Below are 20,316 nucleotides of genomic sequence, written 5' to 3'. Positions count from 1 at the left end.
CATGTCGCGCATCGGAATCCATTCCTTCGTCTGGTCGGCAAGCTCGGCGCATAGCGAGCTCGATCGCACGCTGGCCAATACCAAGGAGGCCGGGTTCGACCTGATCGAATTCTCCTATCTCGACCCCGCCAATGTCGATATCGGCAGGCTTGCCAAACGAATTGCCGCTCTTGATCTCGGCGTCGCGATCAGCATTGGATTGCCTGGAGATGGCGATATTTCGAGTGCCGACAAGGCGATCGCCGCGCGCGGCGTCGAGATACTCAACGGCACCATCGCGCTGACGCGCGATCTTGGCGGCCGCAAGGTCGCCGGCATTCTTTCGACCAGCCATGGGCTGCAGGTCGAGGCGCCGACACGCGATCAATGGAACCGCAGCGCGGCAACGCTGGCAAAAGTCGCCGAGACGGCGAAGGCCGCCGGCGTCACGCTCAACCTCGAAATCGTCAATCGCTTCGAGAGCAACCTGCTCAACACCGCCGCGCAGGGCCTCGCCTTCATCGAGGACACCGGGTCGGACAACATCTTCCTGCATCTCGACACCTTCCACATGAACATCGAGGAGGCCGATGTCGGTCTCGCCATCCGCCACGCGGCAGCCAAGATCGGCTATGTCCATATCGGCGAGAGCCATCGCGGCTTCCTCGGCACCGGCAATATCGACTTCGCCGGGATATTCGACGCGCTGACCGCCATCGGCTATGCCGACGACCTCAGCTTCGAATCCTTCTCCTCGGAGATCGTCGACGAAAACCTGTCGAAGAAGACCGCCATCTGGCGCAATCTGTGGACCGACAATATGGCCCTCGCCAAGCACGCGCGCGCCTTCATCGGCCTCGGGCTGGAGACGGCGCAGCGCAGGGCGGAGCTGATCTCGGCACGGCACAAGCCGTAGCACTCCAAGTGCGTGGGCAGCGGGCGGGTCATGCCCGGATGCGCGGCCGCGCCTGTTTCGCACTGCACGGCATTGCTCCCGTCATGTGCATCGGCTATCCGACCGCGAACACACGAAGCAAACGGAGCCCGACATGACGAACAAAACCATCTTCAAATTCGGCGCGGTCGAGCACGCGGAAGCCGGCGATCTGCCTGGCTGGATCGTGGTCGAGGGCCAGCCGACCATGCAGACCGCCGTCCAGCACACGACAGAAGACGGCAAGGTGATATCGGGAACCTGGCGGGCGTCGCCCGGCACCTATCATGCGACCTACACAGACTATGAGTTCGTGCACATGATCGCCGGCCGCATCATCATCACGCCCGACGGCGGCACGCCGGTCGAAGTTGGCCCCGGCGACGCCTTCGTGGTGGAAGCCGATTTCAAGGGCACCTGGAAGATCATCGAGCCGGTGACCAAGCATTTTGTCGTCCGGGTCGGCTGAGCCGGCCTGATCGCATCCGAAGCATGAAAAATCCCGCCATGGTTCGCCATGGCGGGTGAGCACGGCCAGCTTTGCGCACGTTGCGGCATGGCTACGCGCCCCACCACTTCGCTCACCCTGCTCCGCCATCGAACGGGTTTGCTCCCCGCATGCATCTCCGCACCTGAGGTCTCTGCCGCTTCCGGTTGTGGAACATTCAGCCGGCGCCGGCGTTCTTACCTCACGCTGTCTTTCAGAGATGCAATGCAGTCGCGCGCGACTGGCTTTGGAGGCACTACCATGGCCCGCAACCCACAAAGCACCGCAAGTATAGCCGGCCATCCGATCCATCCCATGCTGATCCCGTTCCCGATCGCTTTCTTCGTCGCCACCTTCGTTTGCGATCTGATCTTCTGGCGAACGGGCAATCCGGGATGGGTCACCGGTAGTCTTTGGTTGCTCGGGGCGGGTTTGATAATGGCCGCCTTGGCAGCTCTTGCCGGGCTGACCGATGTCTTGGGCGATGTTCAAATCCGCAATCTGCGTGACGCGTGGCTCCACGCTGGCGGCAATGTGGTCGTCGTCCTGATCGAACTCTACAATTGGTATTCGCGCTATGCCCATGGCGAGACGGCGGTGATGCCCACCGGTCTTGTCCTCTCGCTGATCGTGGTTCTCATCCTTCTGTTCACGGGTTGGAAGGGATGGGAAATGGTCTACCGTCATCGCGTCGGTGTCGCCGATGGCTCAGACGAAGTGCGCTGACTCTGCGCGGACTATCCTTCGGGGCGGCAGGTGCCCTTGAGCACGACAGGGGCCGTCCGGCCTAGTCGATAGAGCCGCACGAGGGGGCGGCTATCGGCAACGGGTCGCCCATTGCCGGAACATGCCCAGGGCCTATATCCCCTAGCGAATTTGTGATCGCCCGACCCCGGAATTGTGCGCCCCACTAGTGGTGTTCCGCTACGGTCGTGCCTACCGCAGCCAGAGGATGCCCATATGAAAAGGTTCAACCCCACGATCAGGCTGACGGCCATGACGGTCTTGATGGGTTTTTATCAAGGCCTGGCAATGGCGCAGATGCCGGCGCAGCAGCCGGATGCAAAATCATTCAAGCTTGGCAAGCTCGACATCGTCGCCCTGCACGACGCCCAGTTCGTCAAACCCAACGATGGCAAGACCTTCGGCCTCGATCACAGCCCCGCGGAAGTCGGCGAACTGCTCAAGGCGGCGGGGGCGCCGACCGATACCATCACGCTGAGCGTTGACGCCCTGCTGGTCAAATCGAAGACCAGTGTCGTGCTGATCGACACCGGTGTCGGCGGCGCGCTGCAGGACAGCCTGACCAAGGCCGGTGTCAAACCCGGTGACGTCAACGAGATATTGATCACCCATTCTCATCCCGATCACATCGGAGGACTGGTCAAGGATGGCAAACTGGCTTTTCCCAATGCCACGATAAGGATGTCGGACGTGGAGTGGGACTTTGCCAAGTCCAACAAGGATGCGGCCGATATCGTCAAGGTCATCGCCGACCATGTGAAACCATTCAAGGCCGGCGCCCAAATTGCGCCTGACATCACGTCGGTAGCGCTCAAGGGCCATACACCTGGCCATGTCGGCTACCAGATCAAATCCGGAAAAGAACGGCTGTTCGATATTGGTGACACGGTGCACAGCTCAATCATCTCGCTCGCCAAGCCGGACTGGGCCTTGGTCTTCGACAGCGACAAGCCGGAAGCGGAGCAGAACAGGGCCAAGACACTGACGACGCTGGCCGAGGACCACGAGATGATCTTCGCACCACACTTCCCGTTCCCGGGTGTCGGGCAGATCGAGAAGGACGGCGACCACTTCAAATGGGTGCCAAGCGACAAGCCTCGGTAGGGATTGCTTCAGGCAATGGAACTGCCAGCCGCTTGAACCCGAGTGGTGATCCCGACAGGAATCGAACCTGTGACCTACAGATTAGGAATCTGCCGCTCTATCCTACTGAGCTACGGGACCACGCGGCCCGACACATAGCCGCTTCGGATCGTTTCGCCAAGAGGGCCGGCCGAACGCAATTCGGCCGGCGTTTTTACTGACCGGCCTCAAGCGGCTAGCGCCGTCTCCGCCAGTTTCACCCAATAGCTCATGCCGTGCGGGATGGCTTCGTCGTTGAAGTCATAGGCCGGGTTGTGGAGACCGGCGGTCTCGCCATTGCCGATGAAGATGAAGGCGCCGGGCCGGGCTTCCAGCATGTAGGAGAAATCCTCGCCGCCCATCACCGGCTGGATCGCGCGGTGCACCTGGGCATCGCCCGCCACGTCGGCGGCCACATCGCTGGCGAAGACCGTCTCATCCGCATGGTTGAACGTTACCGGGTAGTTCGCGTCGTAGTCGACTTCGATCGTCGCGCCATAGGCGGTAGCCAGCCCCGCGCAGATCGCCCGGATACGCTCTTCCGATTTCTTGGCCACTTCCTTCTTCAGCGTGCGTACGGTGCCGGCGATCTCGGCCGATTCCGGAATGATGTTGTAGGCGTCGCCCGCGTGGAACTTGGTCACCGACACCACCACGGCCTCGACCGGATCGGTGCTGCGCGAGGCGATCGTCTGCAGGGCGCCGACCAGTTGGCTGGCGATGACGATCGGGTCGATCGTGCCGTGCGGCATCGCCGCATGGCCGCCTTTGCCTTTCACGGTGATGGTGAATTCGGCCGTCGCCGCCATGATCGGGCCTGGACGGATGGCGAACTGGCCGACCGGCAGGCCGGGCATGTTGTGCATGCCGAACACTTTCGCGATAGCAAAGCGCTCCATCATGCCGTCCTTGACCATCTCGTTGCCGCCGCCGCCGCCTTCCTCCGCCGGCTGGAAGATCACCGCAACGGAGCCGGTGAAATTGCGCGTCTCGGCGAGATATTTCGCCGCGCCGAGCAACATCGCGGTGTGGCCGTCATGACCGCAGGCATGCATCTTGCCCGGAACGGTCGACGCGTAGGGCTTGCCGGTGATCTCCTTGAGCGGCAGTGCATCCATGTCGGCGCGCAAACCGATCGTGGGGCCTTCCCCCAGACGGCCGCGAATGATGCCGACGACGCCCGTCTTGCCGAGGCCGGTCACCACATCGTCGCAGCCAAACTCTTTCAGCTTTTCGGTGACGAAGGCCGCGGTCTTGAAGACATCGAAGTTCAGCTCTGGCGTCTGGTGCAGATGCTGTCGCCAGCCGGCGACTTCGTCCTGCATTTCGGCGGCGCGGTTCAGGATTGGCATGGTGGTTCCATTTCGTTGTTGGTGCAGCCGGCTTCAGCCTGAGGTTTTGCAAATGGGCCGGTGCTTTGCAATTGTGCCGCAGGCTTTGCAATTGTGCCGCAGGCTTTGCAATTGTGCCCCGGGCTTTGCAATTGTGATTGTCAGGCGCTTTGCCATGTTGGCGTCACATAGGGTAAATAGCACCGCAATAATGCGGTCCGGTTTTTGAGGGTCGGATCCTTATGCTGGCGGTCACGTAACGAAATCTTACGGAGCCAGGGGCAATCAGGGCAAGAGGCGATTTCGGATTCGATCATGCGGCACAGGCATTTCCTCAAACTATTCCCGGCTGGCGCAATCATGCTGTCGGTTCTGGCCGGATCGGCGCTGGCCAATCCGGTGGTGGTCTTCGACCTGAAGAGCGGCCAAATCCTGCAGCATCAGGATGCGTTCAAGCGTTGGTATCCGGCGTCGCTCAGCAAGCTGATGACCGCCTATGTGACCTTCAGGGCGATCGCGGCGGGGGAAGTCCAGCTCGATTCGCCGATCAAGGTGACCAAACACTCCGCCGGCGAACCGCCGAGCAAGATGGGTTTCAAGCCGGGCTCTGTGATGCGGCTCGACAATGCGCTGAAGATGATGCTGGTCAAGTCGGCCAACGACATCGCCATGGCGGTCGGCGAGAATGTCGGCGGCTCGCAGGCCGCTTTCGCCGAAAGGATGAACGCCGAGGCGGCCCGGCTCGGCATGAACGGCACCCACTTCGTCAACCCGAACGGCCTTTACTCGCCCGACCAGTACACGACGGCGCGCGACCTTTCGATCCTGGTGATGGCGATCCGCCGCGAGTTCCCGCAATATGCGCCGTGGTTCTCGATCGAGGGGCTCGCGGTCGGCAAGAAGGCGATTCCGAACTACAATCTCCTGATCGGCCGTTATCCCGGCGCCGACGGCATGAAGACCGGCTTTGTCTGCCCGTCCGGCTTCAACATGATCGGTTCGGCGACCCGCAATGGGCGCACGCTGGTGGCTGTTGTGCTCGGCGAGAAGTCGGCGGTCAGCCGTGCCGAAACCGCGGCCAAATTGCTTGATCTGGGCTTTGGCACGCCTGCCGCCGGGTCGACCACCGTCACCACGCTCGCCCCCTACGGCGATCTGATCTCGCCCAACGACATGCATGACGAGGTCTGCAAAAAGAAGACGAAGGCGGAGCAGTCCGAAGCGCCGCCCGCCACCGCCGCCAAGGACGCGCCGAAATCAGCCTATCAGGAGAAGCTCGACCATGTGCCGACACTGGTTGCCGTCGGCCTCGGCGGCGCCACCGGTCCGGCGCCGAAAGCGATCCTCGACGAGGGCGCGCAGGAATATGCCGATGTGCCGATCCCTACCTGGCGGCCTGACAAGCCCATNCCCGCCGGCACCGGCCCGAAAGTCGTGGGTGCCGCCGCGCAAGGCGACCAGTCGGCCAAGGTCGCGAATTAGAGCATAATCCAAAAAATCCGGTTCTCGCTGGAGATCATACTCAAATCAAAAGGCAGAATCAGATGAACGGTTTCCCGATCCCCGTCTCGGTGCTGACCGGCTTCCTCGGCGCCGGCAAGACCACGCTGCTCAACCGGCTCCTGAAGGATCCGGCGCTGGCCGACACCGCGGTCATCATCAACGAGTATGGCGAGGTGGCGATCGACCATCTGCTGGTCGAGCAGGCCTCCGACGGCATCATCCAGCTTTCCGACGGTTGCCTGTGCTGCACGGTGCGCGGCGAACTTGTCGACACGCTGGCCGACCTGGTCGATCGGCTGCAGACCGGCCGCATCGTCCGCCTTGCCCGCGTCATCGTTGAGACCACGGGGCTGGCCGACCCGGCACCGGTGCTGCAGTCGATCATGGGCCATCCGGCCCTGGTCCAGGCTTTTCGGCTCGACGGCGTCATCACCCTGGTCGATGCGGTCAACGGCGATGTGACACTCGATGCCCATGTCGAGGCGGTCAAGCAAGCCGCGGTCGCCGACCGCATCGTGCTCTCCAAGGCCGATCTGGTCGCTGATCCCGGCGATCTCGAAACGCTGCGGGCACGCTTGCGGCAGATCAATCCCGGGGCTCAACTGCTCGATGTCGGGGAGACGAAAACCGGCGTGGCGGCACTGTTCGACTGCGGCCTCTACAACCCGGCCACCAAGTCCGCCGACGTGCGGCGCTGGCTCGGCGAAGAGGCCGCGCATGATCACGACCACCATGACCATGGAGGGCACGAGCATGACCATCACGATCATGCCCATCGCCACGACCAGCGCGTAAAAACCCATTCGCTGGTGCATGACGGGCCGGTGCCGTTTTCAGCCATCGAGATGTTCCTCGATCTCCTGCGTTCCACACATGGCGAGCACCTGCTGCGGATGAAGGGCGTCATCGAACTGCAGGAGGACCCGTCGCGGCCGCTGGTCGTGCATGGCGTGCAGAAGATCCTGCATCCGCCGGTGCGGTTGCCATCCTGGCCGGACAGCCAGCGCGGCACGCGTCTGGTGCTGATTACGCTCGATATGCCGGAAGACTATGTGCGCCGGCTGTTCGCTGCCTTCACCAACCGGCCGTCGGTCGACACGCCCGACCGCGCGGCGCTGGAACACAATCCGCTGGCGATCGCCGGACGTTGAGTCTTACGGGCGCTGTTCGCCGCGTTCGACCAGAAAGCGATGGCCATCGGGCATCGCCGCTGTCTCGATCAATTGGTGACCGCTGTCGGCGCAGAATGCCGGAATGTCGATGACGGCCAGCGGATCGGTCGTCTCTAGCCAGAGCCTGCTGCCGGGCTGCATACCGGCCAGGCGCTTTTTCGCCTTCAGTACGGGCAAGGGGCAGTTCAGCCCTTTCAGGTCATAGACCGCGGCTTGTTTTAAGTCATGCATATCGCTGACCCAAAACCGCTACGCACTTTTGGGCGACATGCATTGGCCAACTCAGCCGCCGAACATGCCGAGCAGCTTGTTCTTCAGCTTCGTCACGCGGCTCTCGTCGGCACTTGCAGCCTGCGTCTCGGCCGCAGGTGCGGCCTCGGTTGGGGCAGCGATGGTCGCGGTGGCGACGGGAGCTTCCTTGGCGGCCTTGGCCGCTTCCTTTGCAGCCACAGCTTGCGCCTTGGCTGCTTCCTTTTCAGCCAACGCCTGTGCCTTGGCTTGCTTGGCGGCCTCGATGGCCGCCAGCCTCTGCTCCTCCGCCTTCTGCTTGGCTGCCTTCTCGGCGTCGAGCGCGGCCATCTTGCGGCCGGCGGGCGAATCGATGCGGCCCATGCGCGCCGTCTCGGTCACCGAACCGTCGGTGTTGAGCGACGGCGGATCGATCGGCACGCGCTCGCCACGAGCCCGGCGCTTCGACCAGTCGGAGACGATGCTGGCTTCCTTGATGCCGGCAATCGTCGGCTTGGGTGGCGGCACGCTGGCCTTGAGCGCGCTGTTGAAGGCCGCGTCATAGGTGCTTTGATAGGCGTTGTAGGCGCTCTTCAGCGAATCCGGCTGCGTGGTCGCCGGGCAGGGGCCGGTCGGATTGAAGGTCTGCCCATCGGCGGCCACCTGGTTGAAGACGTAGCGTTTCTCGCAGACGTCGACCTTCGGCGGCACCTTGGTGACCTCGAAATTGTCGTAGCCGACCTTGAGCATCTTCCAGAATTCGTAATTCGGGTCGCTGCGGTAGCGCGCCATATTGGCCGCGGTCATGCGGAACGGAAAAGCCTGGATCTGGAACTCGGTCTGCCCGCCTTGGAAGGCGTCACGACCGAAGGCGTAGATCTGCTCGATCTGTGCGTCGGTCATCGAATAGCAGCCCGATGACGAGCAGGCGCCATGAACCATCAGATTCTGCCCGGTGCGGCCATTGGCACGATCATAGGCGTTGGGAAAGCCGATGTTGAACGACAAATGGTAGTTCGAGCGCGGATTCATCTGCGACGGGCGAACCGTGTAAAAACCTTCCGGCGCCTGGCGGTCGCCTTCTGTGTATTTCGGCCCGAGCTTGCCCGACCATTTGCAGATGTCATAGCTCGCTACCATGTCGTAGCGGCCGTTGGTCTTGGCCTTCCAGATCTCGAGCTTGCCTTCTTCCTTGAAGATGCGTGCCATCACCGACGAGGTGCGGACCATACCCTTGGCTCTCATGTCGGCAAGGATTTTGTCGGGCAGCGGCTTGTTGGCTTCCGGGGCAAAGTCCTTCATCGACGAATCATTGCAGCCCGCGACGGCTATCGAGGCGGCAAGGACTCCAGTACGTGCAAGCTTGGCAAACATGGGCAAGGCTATGTCTTTTTTCTCGGGCCAATGGCTTCGAAACGGCCAAACCCGCATGCTGAACACCGACGGACCGTAAGCCCGTTAACCTTGAAAATTCCTTACCGCAAGGCTCGGCCAATCTCTCACGGTGATTTCATTGAACCGAATGGGGCGGCATTTTTGTGGCGAAATTGCTCATCGCCGCCACATTGCCAAGGACAGGGAGCTTCCGCCAGCCGTGTTCCGCCGCCCAAGGGGCGTCAGAGGCTGCGGCCCATCGCCAGATATTTCTCGCGGCGCTGTTCGCGGAAATCGGTGTTGGCGCCGGCAAATTCCTTCATCGTCTTGGCGATGAGATCGCCCGTCGCGGCAATCACCGTTTCGGGCGCGCGCTGGGCACCCCCCATCGGTTCGGGGATGATGGCGTCGATGATCTTCAGTTCCAGCAGGTCCTGGGCGGTGATCTTCATGTTGGTCGCTGCGTCCTTGGAGCGGGTTGTGTCGCGCCACAGGATGGAGGCGGCGCCTTCAGGCGAAATCACCGAATAGATGGCGTGTTCCAGCATGTAGACGCGGTTGGCGGTGGCGATCGCGATGGCGCCGCCCGAACCGCCTTCGCCGATGACCACCGAGATCGACGGCACTTTCAGGCCAAGGCAGGCCGAGGTCGAGCGGGCTATGGCTTCGGCCTGGCCGCGCTCCTCGGCGCCGACGCCGGGATAGGCGCCGGCCGTGTCGACCAGCGTCAGCAGAGGGATCTTGAAGCGATCGGCAAGCTCCATCAGCCGCACCGCCTTGCGATAGCCTTCGGGGCGCACCGAGCCGAAATTGTGCTTCAGGCGGCTGGCCGTGTCCGAACCCTTTTCCTGGCCGAGGATTGCGATGGGTTCGCCGCGAAAACGGGCAAAACCGCCGACGATCGCCTGGTCTTCGCCGAAATTGCGGTCGCCGGCGAGCGGCGTGAAGTCGCTGAACAGGCTCTTGATGTAGTCGACGCAGTGCGGCCGGTCCGAGTGGCGCGCCACCTGCACCTTCTGCCATGGCGTCAGCGCTTTGTAGAGTTCGCGCAGCGCATCGCGCGAGCGCTTCTCGAGCCTGGTGATCTCATCGGCGACATCGACCGCCTCGCCGTTCTCGGCAAGCTTCTTGAGCTCGAGGATCTTGAGCTCAAGATCCTGCACCGGCTTTTCGAAATCGAGATAATTGTACATGCTTGGGCGGACCGATGCGTCGGAAGGCAAGACTGCGGAACCATTGAAACCAAGGCTCCGGGCGGTGAAATGTCGTCCTCACATAGCGATATGAGGTCTAGTCGGCAAGCGGATGATGATCGTTGACCAGCCGCACCAGCCGCTCCTCCAGCACATGGGTGTAAATCTGTGTCGTCGATATGTCGGCATGGCCGAGCAGTTGCTGCACGGCCCTGAGATCGGCGCCGTTCTGCAGGAGGTGGCTGGCGAAAGCATGGCGCAGCACGTGCGGTGAGATCTTGGCCGAGGCAATGCCGGCGCGCGCCGCCAATCCTTTCAGATCACGGGCAAAGACCTGGCGCGAGAGATAGCCGCTGTCGGATGCCGCCGGAAACAGGAACGGGCTGTTGGCGAAGGCGGGCAGCTTGGCCCGAGCGCCAAGCCAGCTCCGCATCGCCGCCCGCGCCTTGGCCGACAGCGGCACCATGCGTTCCTTGTCGCCCTTGCCGCGCACCATGAAGAAACGGTCGTCGCGTTGCGCCACCGTCACCGGCAGGCCGACCAGCTCGGAAACGCGCAGACCCGTGGCGTAGAGCACTTCGACCAGCGCATGCAGGCGCAGCGCCGCCAGCCTGTCGGCGTGGGCGAGCCCGGCATCGCCGGCTTCGTGCGCGGCGCGGTCGATCAGCCGGCCGGTTTCGGCCTCGCTCATCGTCTTGGGCAGCGGGCGGCCCTTTTTCGGGCTGTCAAGCGTGCCGGTCGGGTCGTCGCCGCGCAGACCTTCGGCATAGAGGAACTTGAAGAATTGGCGGATCGCCGATAGTTTGCGCGCCTGCGAGGTCGGCGCGAAGCCGCGCGCGGCAATGTCGTCGAGATAGGCCCTGATATCGGCGGCACCTGCGCGGGCAAGTCCGCCATCGATCCCGTCGGAAGCATCCTCCAGATCGCGGCGATAGGAGGAAAGCGTATTCTCGGCCGCCCCCCGTTCGGCACTCATCATTTCCAGGAAGGCCTCGATGCGGGCGGCGCTGTTCATTTCCTTGAGGCGGTTCCGAGTCAGTTTTTTGGGATTCAGTTTTTCTTAGGATTGAGCTTTTCCGGCGGAATACGCACGCTCATTTCCGCTTTTTTCGGCTCGACGAACATCACCAGCGCGAACATCGTACCATAGGCAATGCCGGTCAGAATCGCGAGGGTCACGACAAAGCGAAACAGTGTCGGCATCAATTCTCGCCCGTCTTTTTCTTCTGCGTTTCCAAACCCTGTGCCCTTATGGGACGCCAATCCGGCCAATTCAAGGAAGAAGCGGGGCCCTGTTAGCAACTTCTGATGCGAGCGTCGCCCTGTCCATATCAGCCCAAGGCACTCGGCACGCTTGACGCAAACCGGCTTTTCATGTCGATACGCCGGCAAAGAGGGCCCAAGAAACAGCTGATGAACGCGTTACAGGCAAATCCTCCAGGCGAGACCCATGCCGCGCTGCTTGGCCGGCTGGGCGGCCGGTCCATTGTCTTTGTCGGGCTGATGGGCGCCGGCAAGACGGCGATCGGCCGCAAGGTGTCGACGATGCTTTCGCTGCCTTTCATCGACAGCGACCAGGAGATCGAGAGCGTGTCGCGAATGACCGTTCCGGAACTGTTCGAGCGCTATGGCGAGACCGAGTTCCGGGCTTTGGAACAGCGTGTCATCCTGCGCGTGCTTGAAAACGGCCCGCAGGTTCTGTCGACCGGCGGCGGTGCCTTCATGAACGCGCAGACGCGCGAGGCCATCGCCACGCACGGCGTGTCGGTGTGGCTGAAGGCCGAGCTCGACCTTCTGATGGACCGCGTTTCCAAGAAGCAGAACCGGCCGCTTTTGAAAAGCGCGGATCCCCGCGCCGTGCTGGAGCGGCTGATGGGGGAACGCTATCCGGTCTATGCCACCTCTGACATCACCGTGCCGACCCGCGACGATCGCAAGGAGGTCATCGCGGCCGAAGTGCTTGAGGCGCTGTGCCGGCATTTCGGCATCGATGCGATAGCTGCGACGGGCGAGGTCGATACATGAGCGCGGATCAGCCAGTCACCGTCGAAGTCGGTCTGGGTGACCGGGCCTACGACATCTTGATCGGCTCGGGCCTGCTGTCGCGCGCCGGCGCCGAGATTTCGCGCCGGCTGCCCGGCACACGCGCCGCCGTCGTGACCGACGAGAACGTCGCCGCCGCGCATCTCGAGGCGCTGAAGGCCGGGCTCGAGAGGGGTGGCATCTCGCCGGCCGTCATCACGATGCCGCCCGGCGAGAAGACCAAGAGCTTTGCCCATCTCGAGGCGGTGGTCGATGGCGTCCTGGCGGCCAGGCTGGAGCGCGGCGACGTCGTCATCGCGCTTGGCGGCGGCGTCATCGGCGATCTCACCGGTTTTGCAGCCGGCATCGTTCGGCGAGGCATGAATTTCGTGCAGGTTCCGACCTCGCTTCTGGCGCAGGTCGATTCCTCGGTCGGCGGCAAGACCGGCATCAACAGCCCGCGCGGCAAGAACCTCGTCGGGGTCTTCCTCCAGCCCAGGCTGGTGCTGGCCGACACCGAAGTGCTCGACACGCTGCCGATCCGCGAATTCCGCGCCGGCTATGCCGAGCTTGCCAAATACGGGCTAATCGACCGGCCGGAATTCTTCGCCTGGCTGGAAGCGAACTGGGAAAAGGTGTTCGCCGGCGGACCGGAACGGGTCGAGGCCATTGCCGAGGCCTGCCGCGCCAAGGCCGATGTCGTTGCCCGCGACGAGTTCGAGACCGGTGACCGCGCCCTGCTCAATCTCGGGCACACATTCGGCCATTCGCTGGAAGCCGCCACGCAGTATGACGGCGCTCGCCTTGTCCATGGCGAAGGGGTGGCCATCGGCATGGCGCTGGCGCACCGGTTCTCGTCGCGGCTCAATCTCGCCAGCCCCGACGACGCGGCCCGCGTCGAGGCGCATCTGCGTGCCGTCGGGCTGCCGTGGCGGATGGCCGATATCCCGGGCGAACTGCCAGATGCCGAAGCCCTGCTTTCATTCATCACGCAGGACAAGAAGGTGTCGCGCGGCGCGCTGACCTTCATTCTGACGCGCGGCATCGGCCAGGCCTTCATCGCCAAGGACGTGCCGGCCTCGGAAGTGCTGTCGTTCCTCAGGGAAAGCCACCCAGCCAGCCGGAAAGCCGGCTGAGATGGACACTGGCTGGGTCGTCGTCGCCGTCCTTACTATTATCGTCGTGCTGGTCGTTGCCGTGCGCACACGCCTGCTTGCTATGTTCGGCTATGAACTGTCGCACATCGAGCCGCCGCGCTCGAGCCAGGACGAATTGCGCGGCGCGGTCGACGATTTCCGCCGCGACGGGCAGATGGTGCGCGAGGACCGCGACCGCATCGGCGGTCTGTTCGATCTCGAAGAGCTTGAAGTGTCCGACGTCATGGTCCACCGCACCAACATGCGCTCGGTCAATGCCGACAACGCGCCGGAAGCGGTGGTGCGCGAGATCCTGCAGAGCCCGCATACCCGCATGCCGCTCTGGAAAGGCTCGCTCGACAACATCGTCGGCGTGCTGCACGCCAAGGATCTGCTGCGGGCGCTGAACGAGGTTGGCAACGATTTTTCGCAGATCGATGTGATGAAGATCGCGTCAAAACCCTGGTTCGTGCCCGACACCACGACCTTGCAGGAACAGCTCAACGCCTTCTTGCGCCGCAAGGCGCATTTCGCCGTCGTCGTCGACGAATATGGCGAGGTCGAGGGGCTGGTGACGCTGGAGGACATCATCGAGGAGATCGTCGGCGAGATCGCCGACGAGCATGATGTCGACATCCAGGGCGTCAAGCAGGAGGCCGACGGTTCCGTCGTGGTCGAAGGCACGGTGCCGATCCGCGACCTCAACCGGGCGCTCGACTGGAACTTGCCCGACGAAGAGGCGACCACCATCGCCGGCCTCGTCATCCACGAGGCGCAATCGATCCCTGAGGAGAAGCAGGCTTTTACGTTCCACGGCAAGCGCTTCGTCGTCATGAAACGCGACAAGAACCGGATTGCCAGGGTCAGGATCCGGCCGGCCGGAGATAGTTGAGCGGCTCAGTGCTTGATGGGATCGCCTAACTCTTTGTTCTTACGCAAGACCACTAGAGACGCCCGATCTGTGCTGAGCGAGAACGGGACTAGCAGGAGCGCTTCACGCCAACTGCGCTGCCAAAGAGGCCAACGGGTATGCCGGTATTGACGCAACCGACCTCTCAACCTCTTCCTTACCAAGGGAGTGCTCTACCACTGAGCCACAGAAGATGGGGTGGAAACCAGACTGGGAAAGCGTCGACTGCGTTGACGAGCCTGGATTTCGGCGGCCATCAGCTTCTGGATTAGGTCACGGAGCGAGGGCCGAATTGCTGCGGCGAGACCGCAAGGTCGAATTCGATCGCCAGTGAATGCGCCTTCGATTGCTCGACGCGCTCCACGCCGATGGCGCGCCGAACCGCCTCACTATAACCCGTAGCGACCACCAACAAGCGGGCAGCGATAATGGTGCCGTTCGTGAGCACAAGGCGCTGCCAGTTCGGCCCGGTCGAGATCTCCGCGACCTTCCCTACCGTCAGGGGGATCTCGGGCGGCAGGGCTCCGCGCAAACCGTTCACCAGTGGGCCGTACGAAAATCCGAACTCGGCGCTCTCCTTGCGCTCAAAGAGTCGTCCGAAGCAGAAGACTTGGATTTCGTTTGTCGGGGTGACCAGGGTTTTTATGAGAGGCCGAGGCCAGCTTCTCGAAAAGTTGCATCTGCTCCGAGCGGGTCTTCTCGGCCCGGAACTCATCGTGGTGTGTGAAGTGCGGATCAACCAGCGCCACTTTGCGCCCGGCTTTGCCCAACACCGTGGCCATGGTCGTACCGGCCAGTCCGGCTCCGACGATGGCCACGTCGACTGGGGTCGGTGGGTCGTTTTCGGCAAACAGTTGAGGACCGTTCTGGCTGTTCATCGTGTCTCTTCGGGTGAGATACCCGATATCTTGTCGGCTCTTGTTCCCCTCCAAGTGCCCATTTTGATATCAGCAGTGACTAATGTTTTTCGTTAACGGTGCGGAGTGAACTGTGCCGCCATGAAACAGCAATGGAAAGCCCGCCGCGTGGCCACCGCAACGGGCCTTGGATTGAGGAGTGGCTACATCCTGGGGAATCGACCACTTATCCTGGGGGATCGACCACTGCATGGTTAACGTGCGCCGCCGGATAATGTTCCGGACACCAAAAGGGCCCGCCAGGTGGGACCCGACGGGCAAAAGTTCAGGATGCTGGGATAAACCAGCATAGGTCAACGAATGGCGGCGGCATTGGTTGCGGAGGGATTGACCCAGCAGATGCGCCACTTGGGTTTCTTTGACGGCCAGCTACCCGGATCACCCCAAAAACAGTCACATTGTGCAGTCGTCTTGTACCGATTTCTATTTGCGGATGCCGACGTGATCGGGCTATCGGAAGGCCTAGGCTGGGTGGGATCGGTGGATAACGGAATGGATATCGGAATAGCAACGCGCCCGAGCGGCGACATCGGCGACATCGTTGAAGACAGCGTCGAATTTGTGCTGCTTGTCGAGGCGGGCATTCTCGAAGCGCAAGCCCTTTTGCTATGCGAAAGCCTACGGTGTTTCGCCGGCGCCTATTCGCGGTGCCCGATAACGGTCGTGTCGCCAAGAAGCAGCCGTCGCCCATCCTTGTCTACACTCCACCAACTCAAGCGACTGAATGTCGAATATCTACCGATCGAGATAGAAAGCTGCTGTCCGCACTACGGCCCGTCCTATCGTGTTCATGCGCTCGCCCACGTCGAACGTCGGCCTGGACCGCCAATCATTATCCAGATCGATAGCGATACGGTATTCATCGCTGAGCCGGACTTTTCGTTGGGCACAAATTCGGCCGCCGCACGCCCGGTGGACGTTAAAGGGATGTGCACGACGGGTTCTGGTGACCCATTCGACGATTACTGGAGGAAGGCATGCGCACTTGTCAGCGTCGACTATGAGCATCTCCCGGTCGTGCAAACAACTGTCCATGGTCAGGCAGTGCGAGCGAGCTACAATGGAGGGCTTTTTGTAGCAAAACGATCACACGGGCTATTTCAGCGTGCCGAAGACATTTTGGAACGATTGGTGGCTGCCGATATGAAGTCGTGGCCCGACGGCCCAATCATCAACACCGGGACCGGGGCTCTGGACGGAGAGGCCACCGCTTTTTGGGGGACGAGCCAAGCCGCCCTTTCGCTGGCTGCAGTCGCCGGAAACCACCCCGTGCGAACGTTGCCAGCCACGCATAATTTCCCTCTCTACCACTTGGCTGCGCTTGCGGCCCCTGACACGGCGCGGTTGGTCCACGTCCACTATCACGGACTGTTCAGCGCCGGGTCGGCGGGTGCAAATCCGGTGTTGGACGGAACGCTGGAGCTTCCGGCAGGAATTTCGGAATGGCTTGCGGCCCGGCTGCCGCTGTCGGAACACCCGCAACAGGCGGCCCCGACGCGTGACCTCCCAAAACCGCCCCGGAGAAAGGCAATCCTCATCTTGGGCATGCACCGCAGCGGCACCTCGGCGCTTGGTGGCGTGATCAACGCACTGGGAGCGACCGGTCCGAAGAATCTGCTGCCCGCCAATTCCCACAATCCCACGGGATACTGGGAGAGCGCCCGCCTCAATCTGGCCAATGACGACTTACTCGCATCGGCAAACTCCTCTTGGCATGACTGGCGAGCGCTCGACCCGCAATGGATGCAATCGCGGGCCGCAGAGCGGCATCGACACAAGATCAGAGCAGTCCTCGGCAACGAATTCGGCGACGAGCCCTTGTTTTTTGTCAAGGATCCGCGGATTTGCCGATTTGCCTCGTTCATATCGTCGATCTTGGCCGAGATGGAGGTCGATACGGTCGCATTTCTGCCGATCCGCAACCCTCTTGAGGTCGCGCTGTCGTTGAAGCGGCGAGATGGCTTGCCGATGGCGAAATCACTTCTGCTTTGGCTGAGGCACGTGCTCGAAGCGGAGCACCAGTCACGAGACATGCCACGTCATTTCTTGCGTCACGAAGATTTCCGCACTGACTGCCGGCGGCAATTGAACCATGCGGCTGACGAAACCGGGGTCATCTGGCCGGCTCCTTCTAGCCAGTCCGATATCGAGATTGAAAAGTTCCTGAACGAGGACCTGCATCACGAGAGAGCCTCGATCGAAGAGCTGCGAAACCATCCGGACATCACACCTCTGATCCGGACCGCGTATGAGATTTTGCGTTCCATGGCGGTCGACGGCGAAAGCCGTGAACTGCGCGCTCAACTGGATCTGGTACGTACGATATTCAACGAGAGCTGTGATGTTCTGGCGATAGCGACGGCGGAGGCTGAACATCTCCGTGGAGAGCTTCGAGGGCGGATTTTAGATCATGAGGCGGTCGTTCGTGCTCACCACGAGCTCAGCCTCGAATGTGACGTGATTGTCCGCGATCGGGACGCTTTCCTCGCAGAACGCAACGCGCTTCTCGCGTCCCGCAGCTGGCGCTGGACCGCACCCTTGCGATGGGTACGCGGTCCCTTCGTGCGCCGAACTTGATGACGGCAAGATAGAACGCAGCCCGCGCGATGCGGTGCTCGACACGAACTGTGGTTGGTTTGTCGAGGAACAGTCATACGCCTCCCCAAATTCACCCTCCCCGCAGCACGCGCCAGATATCCGACCAATACGCCGTGACGAGGGAGGCCAGGGCCGCGGCTGCCATGCCGGTTACGCCAAGTGCCCCCAGCCCCATGAGTTTCCAGCGCGTCACCTCGGCCGTCACTGTCTTCACCTCGGTCATGTCTTCCGTCAGCGATTTCACGGCGCTTTCGGTGACCGCCATTCGCTGACCCAGCTCTTCGGTCTTGGCGTACATCTTCGCCCGGCTGGACGCGGCGCGCTGTTCCGATTGTTCGTAGCTCAGGGCGGCTCGCGCGTCGCTGTCCTTGACGCCCGATGACGCGAGAAACCTGCCGGTGGTCTTCTTCGTCCATGGCGGCGCCTGGCGGTTCGGCAAACGCAGCCAGGTAAACGCCAAGCCGGCCTTCCTGCTCGCCAACGGCTTCTGTTTCGTCTCCACCGACTACCGCATGCTGCCGCAGGCGGATGTCGCCACCCAGGCGGGCGACGTCAAGAAAGCCTATGCCTATATCAGGGCCAACATCGCCCAACATGGGGCGAGCCCAACCGCATCGTCGGCAGGGGCCATTCGGCCGGCTGCCATCTGATTGCGTTGACCGGCATGCGCGGCGAATTGCCCGGCGTTGCCGGGCTGCTTCTCGACGATACCAGAGCCTATGATCTTGCCGCCCTCGCCAAAAATGGCGGCATGGTGCGAGCCTATTCGCGGGTCTTTTCCGATCCTTCGCAATGGGCGGCGCTGTCGCCGGCGAGCTATGTGGATGGTCGCAAGCATCCGCCGACGTTCATCGCCTATTCTCGCGCCGATGGTCGCGGCGAGCAGTCCACGGCCTTTGCCGAGCGCCTGCGCGCCAGCGGCACTGATGTGACGCCGTTCGACGGTAGCGCCTGTACGCACATGTCGATCAACCGCGACTTCGGCGAGGGCGACGATGCGCTGACCGTAGCGGCGCTGGCGTTCCTGAAATCGACGGTCGGCTGAGTGCACCCAGCGTGCCCGCGGAGCATGTTCCACCCGTTCCGCTCGACAGCCTGCGATGCCGCCCGAAGCCGAAACTCAGCAGTCATTGCTGGAGCGTTCGTTGAGTGTCGCACCGGTTTCGGCGTCGACCGAAGCCAGGCTGACTTCGTAACCCCAGAGGCTCCGGATATGGCGCAGGGTCGCGTCGCGGCTGCCATTGTCGAGCAGTACGCCCTCCTTCACCTTGTGCTGCAGCCGCAAATGCCGGTTACCGAGCAGGTCGACGTCCACTACCTGGATATCCGGCCGGCTCGCCCCGATGTCGTAGCTCTGGGCCAGCGCGGCACGTATCTTTTGGTAGCCGCGCTCATTGTGGATCGAGGCGACCTCGTAATGCGAGTCGTCGGCTTGGTCGGCCAGGACAAACATCCGCCATTTCCGTATCAGGGCTGGGCTGAGGTGCTGGCGGACGAAGGATTCATCGCGGTGATTGGCCCATGCGTCCAGCAGCACGTCGCGCCAGTCACCGCGGCCCGCAATGTCGGGAAACCAGTCGCGGTCCTCCGCCGTCGGTTCGATCGAAATGCGCTGGATGTCCTGCATCATGTCGAGGCCGAGCGCGTATGGGTTGATACCGGAGAACCGGGGGTCGTCGAAGGCCGGCTGGAAGATCACATTGGAATGGTTGCGCAGGACCTCGAGCATGGCGCCCTCGCTGATCTGGCCGCGGTCGAACAATGCGTTCATGAGGGTGTAGTGCACGAAGGTGGCGCAGCCTTCATTCATCACCTGCGTTTGCCGCTGCGGATAGAAATACTGCGCAACGACACGCACGATGCGGATGATCTCGCGTTGCCACGGCTCCAGGACAAGGCTGTTCTTTTCGAGGAAATAGAGCAGATTTTCCTCGGGCAGGTTGAGCGATTTCTTCCGCTCCGTCAGGCCCTCATCCTTCTTCTCGGACTTGCTGGTGTCCTGTGAAGGAGGCAGCGTGCGCCATAAATCGTTGTAGGAGCGCTCTTCGTATTCCAGGCGCTCGCGCAGCCCTTCACGCCGCCGCTCGGACGACAGCTTTGGCGGCCTGTGATATCGGAACACGCCTTGCTCCATGAGCGCGTGGGCGCTATCGAGAATGCTTTCCACGGCTGACAATCCGTGCCGCTCCTCGCATCGGGCAATGTAGCCCTTGGCGAACTCCAGGTAGCTCAGGATTCCCCCGGCGTCGGTCCACTGCTGGAAAAGATGATTGTTCTTGAAGAAATGATTGTGTCCGAGCGCCGCATGCGCCGTCACCAGGGCCTGCAGGGCCATGGTGTTTTCCTCCATCAGGTAGACGATGCAGGGATTGGAATTGATGACCAGTTCATAGGCCAGCCCCCGTCCGCCCTTGCGGTAGAGAAAGTCCTGGTACAGGAAATGCTTGCCGAACGACCAATGACGATACATCAGCGGCATGCCGACCGATGAATAAGCGTCGAGCATCTGTTGCGAAGAAATGATTTCCATCTGCACCGGATAGGTGTCCAGCTTGAGCTCCTCGACGGCGATTGCCGCGATCGCCTCGTAAGCCTGCGACAATTTCTGGAAATCCCAGTCGGATCCGGAAAAGAGCAAACCCGGTTTGCTGGCTGTCCTGGCCATG

The 20,316-nt window shown here is 62.1% G+C and carries 20 protein-coding genes, 1 tRNA gene and 1 pseudogene; 11 read left to right on the top strand and 11 right to left on the bottom strand.

Annotated features, from left to right (window positions below):
* The first annotated feature begins 1 nt into the window (after position 1).
* From M653_RS0111805 to M653_RS0111790, 4 genes are all read left to right on the top strand, one after another.
* A complete protein-coding gene (locus tag M653_RS0111805) occupies positions 2 to 895 on the top strand; it encodes a sugar phosphate isomerase/epimerase (RefSeq protein ID WP_027143544.1) in 894 nt (297 codons plus the stop codon).
* Positions 896 to 1,028: 133 nt separating this feature from the next.
* Positions 1,029 to 1,382 (top strand): cupin domain-containing protein, encoded by a 354-nt coding sequence (locus M653_RS0111800; RefSeq protein ID WP_027143543.1) that lies wholly within the window; start codon positions 1,029 to 1,031, stop codon positions 1,380 to 1,382.
* A 279-nt stretch (positions 1,383 to 1,661) separates the two neighbouring features.
* The gene (locus tag M653_RS0111795; protein WP_027143542.1) at positions 1,662 to 2,126 is read left to right on the top strand and encodes a DUF2231 domain-containing protein; all 465 of its coding nucleotides are present in this window, start codon (positions 1,662 to 1,664) and stop codon (positions 2,124 to 2,126) included.
* Positions 2,127 to 2,360: 234 nt separating this feature from the next.
* Entirely contained in the window at positions 2,361 to 3,248 is an 888-nt protein-coding gene (locus M653_RS0111790) for an MBL fold metallo-hydrolase (protein ID WP_084636609.1), read from the top strand.
* A 43-nt stretch (positions 3,249 to 3,291) separates the two neighbouring features.
* On the opposite strand, the gene M653_RS0111785 is transcribed toward M653_RS0111790, so the two are convergent.
* Positions 3,292 to 3,368: transfer RNA gene (locus M653_RS0111785), tRNA-Arg, on the bottom strand.
* Between the two features lie 86 nt (positions 3,369 to 3,454).
* Entirely contained in the window at positions 3,455 to 4,618 is a 1,164-nt protein-coding gene (locus M653_RS0111780) for a M20 aminoacylase family protein (RefSeq protein WP_027143540.1), read from the bottom strand.
* A gap of 294 nt (positions 4,619 to 4,912) precedes the next feature.
* Here M653_RS0111780 and M653_RS0111775 point away from each other — a divergent pair, with 294 nt between their 5' ends.
* Positions 4,913 to 6,079 (top strand): D-alanyl-D-alanine carboxypeptidase family protein, encoded by a 1,167-nt coding sequence (locus M653_RS0111775; protein ID WP_027143539.1) that lies wholly within the window; start codon positions 4,913 to 4,915, stop codon positions 6,077 to 6,079.
* A gap of 62 nt (positions 6,080 to 6,141) precedes the next feature.
* A complete protein-coding gene (locus M653_RS0111770; protein WP_027143538.1) occupies positions 6,142 to 7,251 on the top strand; it encodes a GTP-binding protein in 1,110 nt (369 codons plus the stop codon).
* Positions 7,252 to 7,254: 3 nt separating this feature from the next.
* Here the strand turns inward: M653_RS0111770 and M653_RS0111765 are convergent, their stop codons facing one another.
* The 5 genes from M653_RS0111765 to M653_RS0111745 all read right to left on the bottom strand — a co-directional run bounded on the left by M653_RS0111765 (position 7,255) and on the right by M653_RS0111745 (position 11,270).
* Positions 7,255 to 7,503: a sulfurtransferase TusA family protein gene (locus tag M653_RS0111765; RefSeq protein ID WP_027143537.1), complete on the bottom strand. Its 249-nt coding sequence runs from the start codon at positions 7,501 to 7,503 to the stop codon at positions 7,255 to 7,257.
* Positions 7,504 to 7,554: 51 nt separating this feature from the next.
* Positions 7,555 to 8,874, bottom strand: a complete 1,320-nt coding sequence (locus tag M653_RS0111760) for a murein L,D-transpeptidase family protein (RefSeq protein ID WP_027143536.1) — start codon at positions 8,872 to 8,874, stop codon at positions 7,555 to 7,557.
* Positions 8,875 to 9,116: 242 nt separating this feature from the next.
* Entirely contained in the window at positions 9,117 to 10,067 is a 951-nt protein-coding gene (locus tag M653_RS0111755; protein ID WP_027143535.1) for an acetyl-CoA carboxylase carboxyltransferase subunit alpha, read from the bottom strand.
* Between the two features lie 97 nt (positions 10,068 to 10,164).
* The gene (locus M653_RS0111750) at positions 10,165 to 11,082 is read right to left on the bottom strand and encodes a site-specific tyrosine recombinase XerD (protein ID WP_027143534.1); all 918 of its coding nucleotides are present in this window, start codon (positions 11,080 to 11,082) and stop codon (positions 10,165 to 10,167) included.
* A 35-nt stretch (positions 11,083 to 11,117) separates the two neighbouring features.
* Positions 11,118 to 11,270, bottom strand: coding sequence for a hypothetical protein (locus M653_RS0111745; RefSeq protein WP_027143533.1), 153 nt, complete (start codon positions 11,268 to 11,270; stop codon positions 11,118 to 11,120).
* 210 nt (positions 11,271 to 11,480) lie between these two features.
* Here M653_RS0111745 and M653_RS0111740 point away from each other — a divergent pair, with 210 nt between their 5' ends.
* From M653_RS0111740 to M653_RS0111730, 3 genes are read left to right on the top strand one after another with little or no spacing between them, the layout of a single operon-like run.
* Positions 11,481 to 12,092 (top strand): shikimate kinase, encoded by a 612-nt coding sequence (locus M653_RS0111740; RefSeq protein ID WP_027143532.1) that lies wholly within the window; start codon positions 11,481 to 11,483, stop codon positions 12,090 to 12,092.
* A complete protein-coding gene (aroB, locus tag M653_RS0111735; protein ID WP_027143531.1) occupies positions 12,089 to 13,225 on the top strand; it encodes a 3-dehydroquinate synthase in 1,137 nt (378 codons plus the stop codon). Before M653_RS0111740 ends, aroB begins: the two co-directional genes overlap by 4 nt.
* A 1-nt stretch (position 13,226) precedes the next feature.
* Positions 13,227 to 14,117: an HlyC/CorC family transporter gene (locus tag M653_RS0111730; RefSeq protein ID WP_027143530.1), complete on the top strand. Its 891-nt coding sequence runs from the start codon at positions 13,227 to 13,229 to the stop codon at positions 14,115 to 14,117.
* Positions 14,118 to 14,403: 286 nt separating this feature from the next.
* Here M653_RS0111730 and M653_RS1000000137615 read toward each other — a convergent pair whose 3' ends face one another.
* Positions 14,404 to 14,667, bottom strand: a complete 264-nt coding sequence (locus M653_RS1000000137615) for a hypothetical protein (protein ID WP_245262099.1) — start codon at positions 14,665 to 14,667, stop codon at positions 14,404 to 14,406.
* Between the two features lie 52 nt (positions 14,668 to 14,719).
* Entirely contained in the window at positions 14,720 to 15,013 is a 294-nt protein-coding gene (locus M653_RS1000000137610) for an FAD-dependent monooxygenase (protein WP_027143528.1), read from the bottom strand.
* A gap of 339 nt (positions 15,014 to 15,352) precedes the next feature.
* On the opposite strand from M653_RS1000000137610, the gene M653_RS1000000137605 reads away from it, so the two are divergent.
* A complete protein-coding gene (locus tag M653_RS1000000137605; RefSeq protein WP_051442647.1) occupies positions 15,353 to 17,629 on the top strand; it encodes a sulfotransferase family protein in 2,277 nt (758 codons plus the stop codon).
* A gap of 91 nt (positions 17,630 to 17,720) precedes the next feature.
* On the opposite strand, the gene M653_RS1000000138080 is transcribed toward M653_RS1000000137605, so the two are convergent.
* On the bottom strand, positions 17,721 to 18,089 hold the full coding sequence (locus M653_RS1000000138080; RefSeq protein ID WP_280940101.1) for a DUF1515 family protein: 369 nt from the start codon (positions 18,087 to 18,089) through the stop codon (positions 17,721 to 17,723).
* Between M653_RS1000000138080 and M653_RS1000000138220 the strand changes: the two are divergent.
* Positions 18,025 to 18,695, top strand: a pseudogene (locus M653_RS1000000138220) (alpha/beta hydrolase); the annotation flags it as partial. The gene M653_RS1000000138080 and the pseudogene M653_RS1000000138220 sit on opposite strands and share 65 nt — an antisense overlap.
* A 75-nt stretch (positions 18,696 to 18,770) precedes the next feature.
* On the opposite strand, the gene M653_RS0111700 reads toward M653_RS1000000138220, so the two are convergent.
* On the bottom strand, positions 18,771 to 20,315 hold the full coding sequence (locus tag M653_RS0111700) for a SpoVR family protein (protein ID WP_027143527.1): 1,545 nt from the start codon (positions 20,313 to 20,315) through the stop codon (positions 18,771 to 18,773).
* Between the last annotated feature and the right edge of the window lies 1 nt (position 20,316).

Source organism: Mesorhizobium sp. WSM3626 (genome assembly GCF_000513935.1).
Classification (GTDB): Bacteria; Pseudomonadota; Alphaproteobacteria; order Rhizobiales; family Rhizobiaceae; genus Mesorhizobium; species Mesorhizobium salmacidum.
This window is presented reverse-complemented; position numbering and strand designations above follow the sequence as displayed.

Bases quoted from the DNA above. Each gene is read 5' to 3' on its own strand.
- M653_RS0111800 (WP_027143543.1), top strand. From the start codon at position 1,029: ATGACGAACAAAACCATCTTCAAATTCGGCGCGGTCGAGCACGCGGAA.
- M653_RS0111805 (WP_027143544.1), top strand. From the start codon at position 2: ATGTCGCGCATCGGAATCCATTCCTTCGTCTGGTCGGCAAGCTCGGCG.
- M653_RS0111765 (WP_027143537.1), bottom strand. From the start codon at position 7,503: ATGCATGACTTAAAACAAGCCGCGGTCTATGACCTGAAAGGGCTGAAC.
- M653_RS1000000137605 (WP_051442647.1), top strand. From the start codon at position 15,353: ATGGCGGCGGCATTGGTTGCGGAGGGATTGACCCAGCAGATGCGCCAC.
- M653_RS0111745 (WP_027143533.1), bottom strand. From the start codon at position 11,270: ATGCCGACACTGTTTCGCTTTGTCGTGACCCTCGCGATTCTGACCGGC.
- M653_RS0111700 (WP_027143527.1), bottom strand. From the start codon at position 20,315: ATGGCCAGGACAGCCAGCAAACCGGGTTTGCTCTTTTCCGGATCCGAC.
- M653_RS0111790 (WP_084636609.1), top strand. From the start codon at position 2,361: ATGAAAAGGTTCAACCCCACGATCAGGCTGACGGCCATGACGGTCTTG.
- M653_RS0111740 (WP_027143532.1), top strand. From the start codon at position 11,481: ATGAACGCGTTACAGGCAAATCCTCCAGGCGAGACCCATGCCGCGCTG.
- M653_RS0111730 (WP_027143530.1), top strand. From the start codon at position 13,227: ATGGACACTGGCTGGGTCGTCGTCGCCGTCCTTACTATTATCGTCGTG.
- aroB (WP_027143531.1), top strand. From the start codon at position 12,089: ATGAGCGCGGATCAGCCAGTCACCGTCGAAGTCGGTCTGGGTGACCGG.
- M653_RS0111750 (WP_027143534.1), bottom strand. From the start codon at position 11,082: ATGAACAGCGCCGCCCGCATCGAGGCCTTCCTGGAAATGATGAGTGCC.
- M653_RS0111755 (WP_027143535.1), bottom strand. From the start codon at position 10,067: ATGTACAATTATCTCGATTTCGAAAAGCCGGTGCAGGATCTTGAGCTC.
- M653_RS0111770 (WP_027143538.1), top strand. From the start codon at position 6,142: ATGAACGGTTTCCCGATCCCCGTCTCGGTGCTGACCGGCTTCCTCGGC.
- M653_RS0111780 (WP_027143540.1), bottom strand. From the start codon at position 4,618: ATGCCAATCCTGAACCGCGCCGCCGAAATGCAGGACGAAGTCGCCGGC.
- M653_RS1000000137610 (WP_027143528.1), bottom strand. From the start codon at position 15,013: ATGAACAGCCAGAACGGTCCTCAACTGTTTGCCGAAAACGACCCACCG.
- M653_RS0111760 (WP_027143536.1), bottom strand. From the start codon at position 8,874: ATGTTTGCCAAGCTTGCACGTACTGGAGTCCTTGCCGCCTCGATAGCC.
- M653_RS0111795 (WP_027143542.1), top strand. From the start codon at position 1,662: ATGGCCCGCAACCCACAAAGCACCGCAAGTATAGCCGGCCATCCGATC.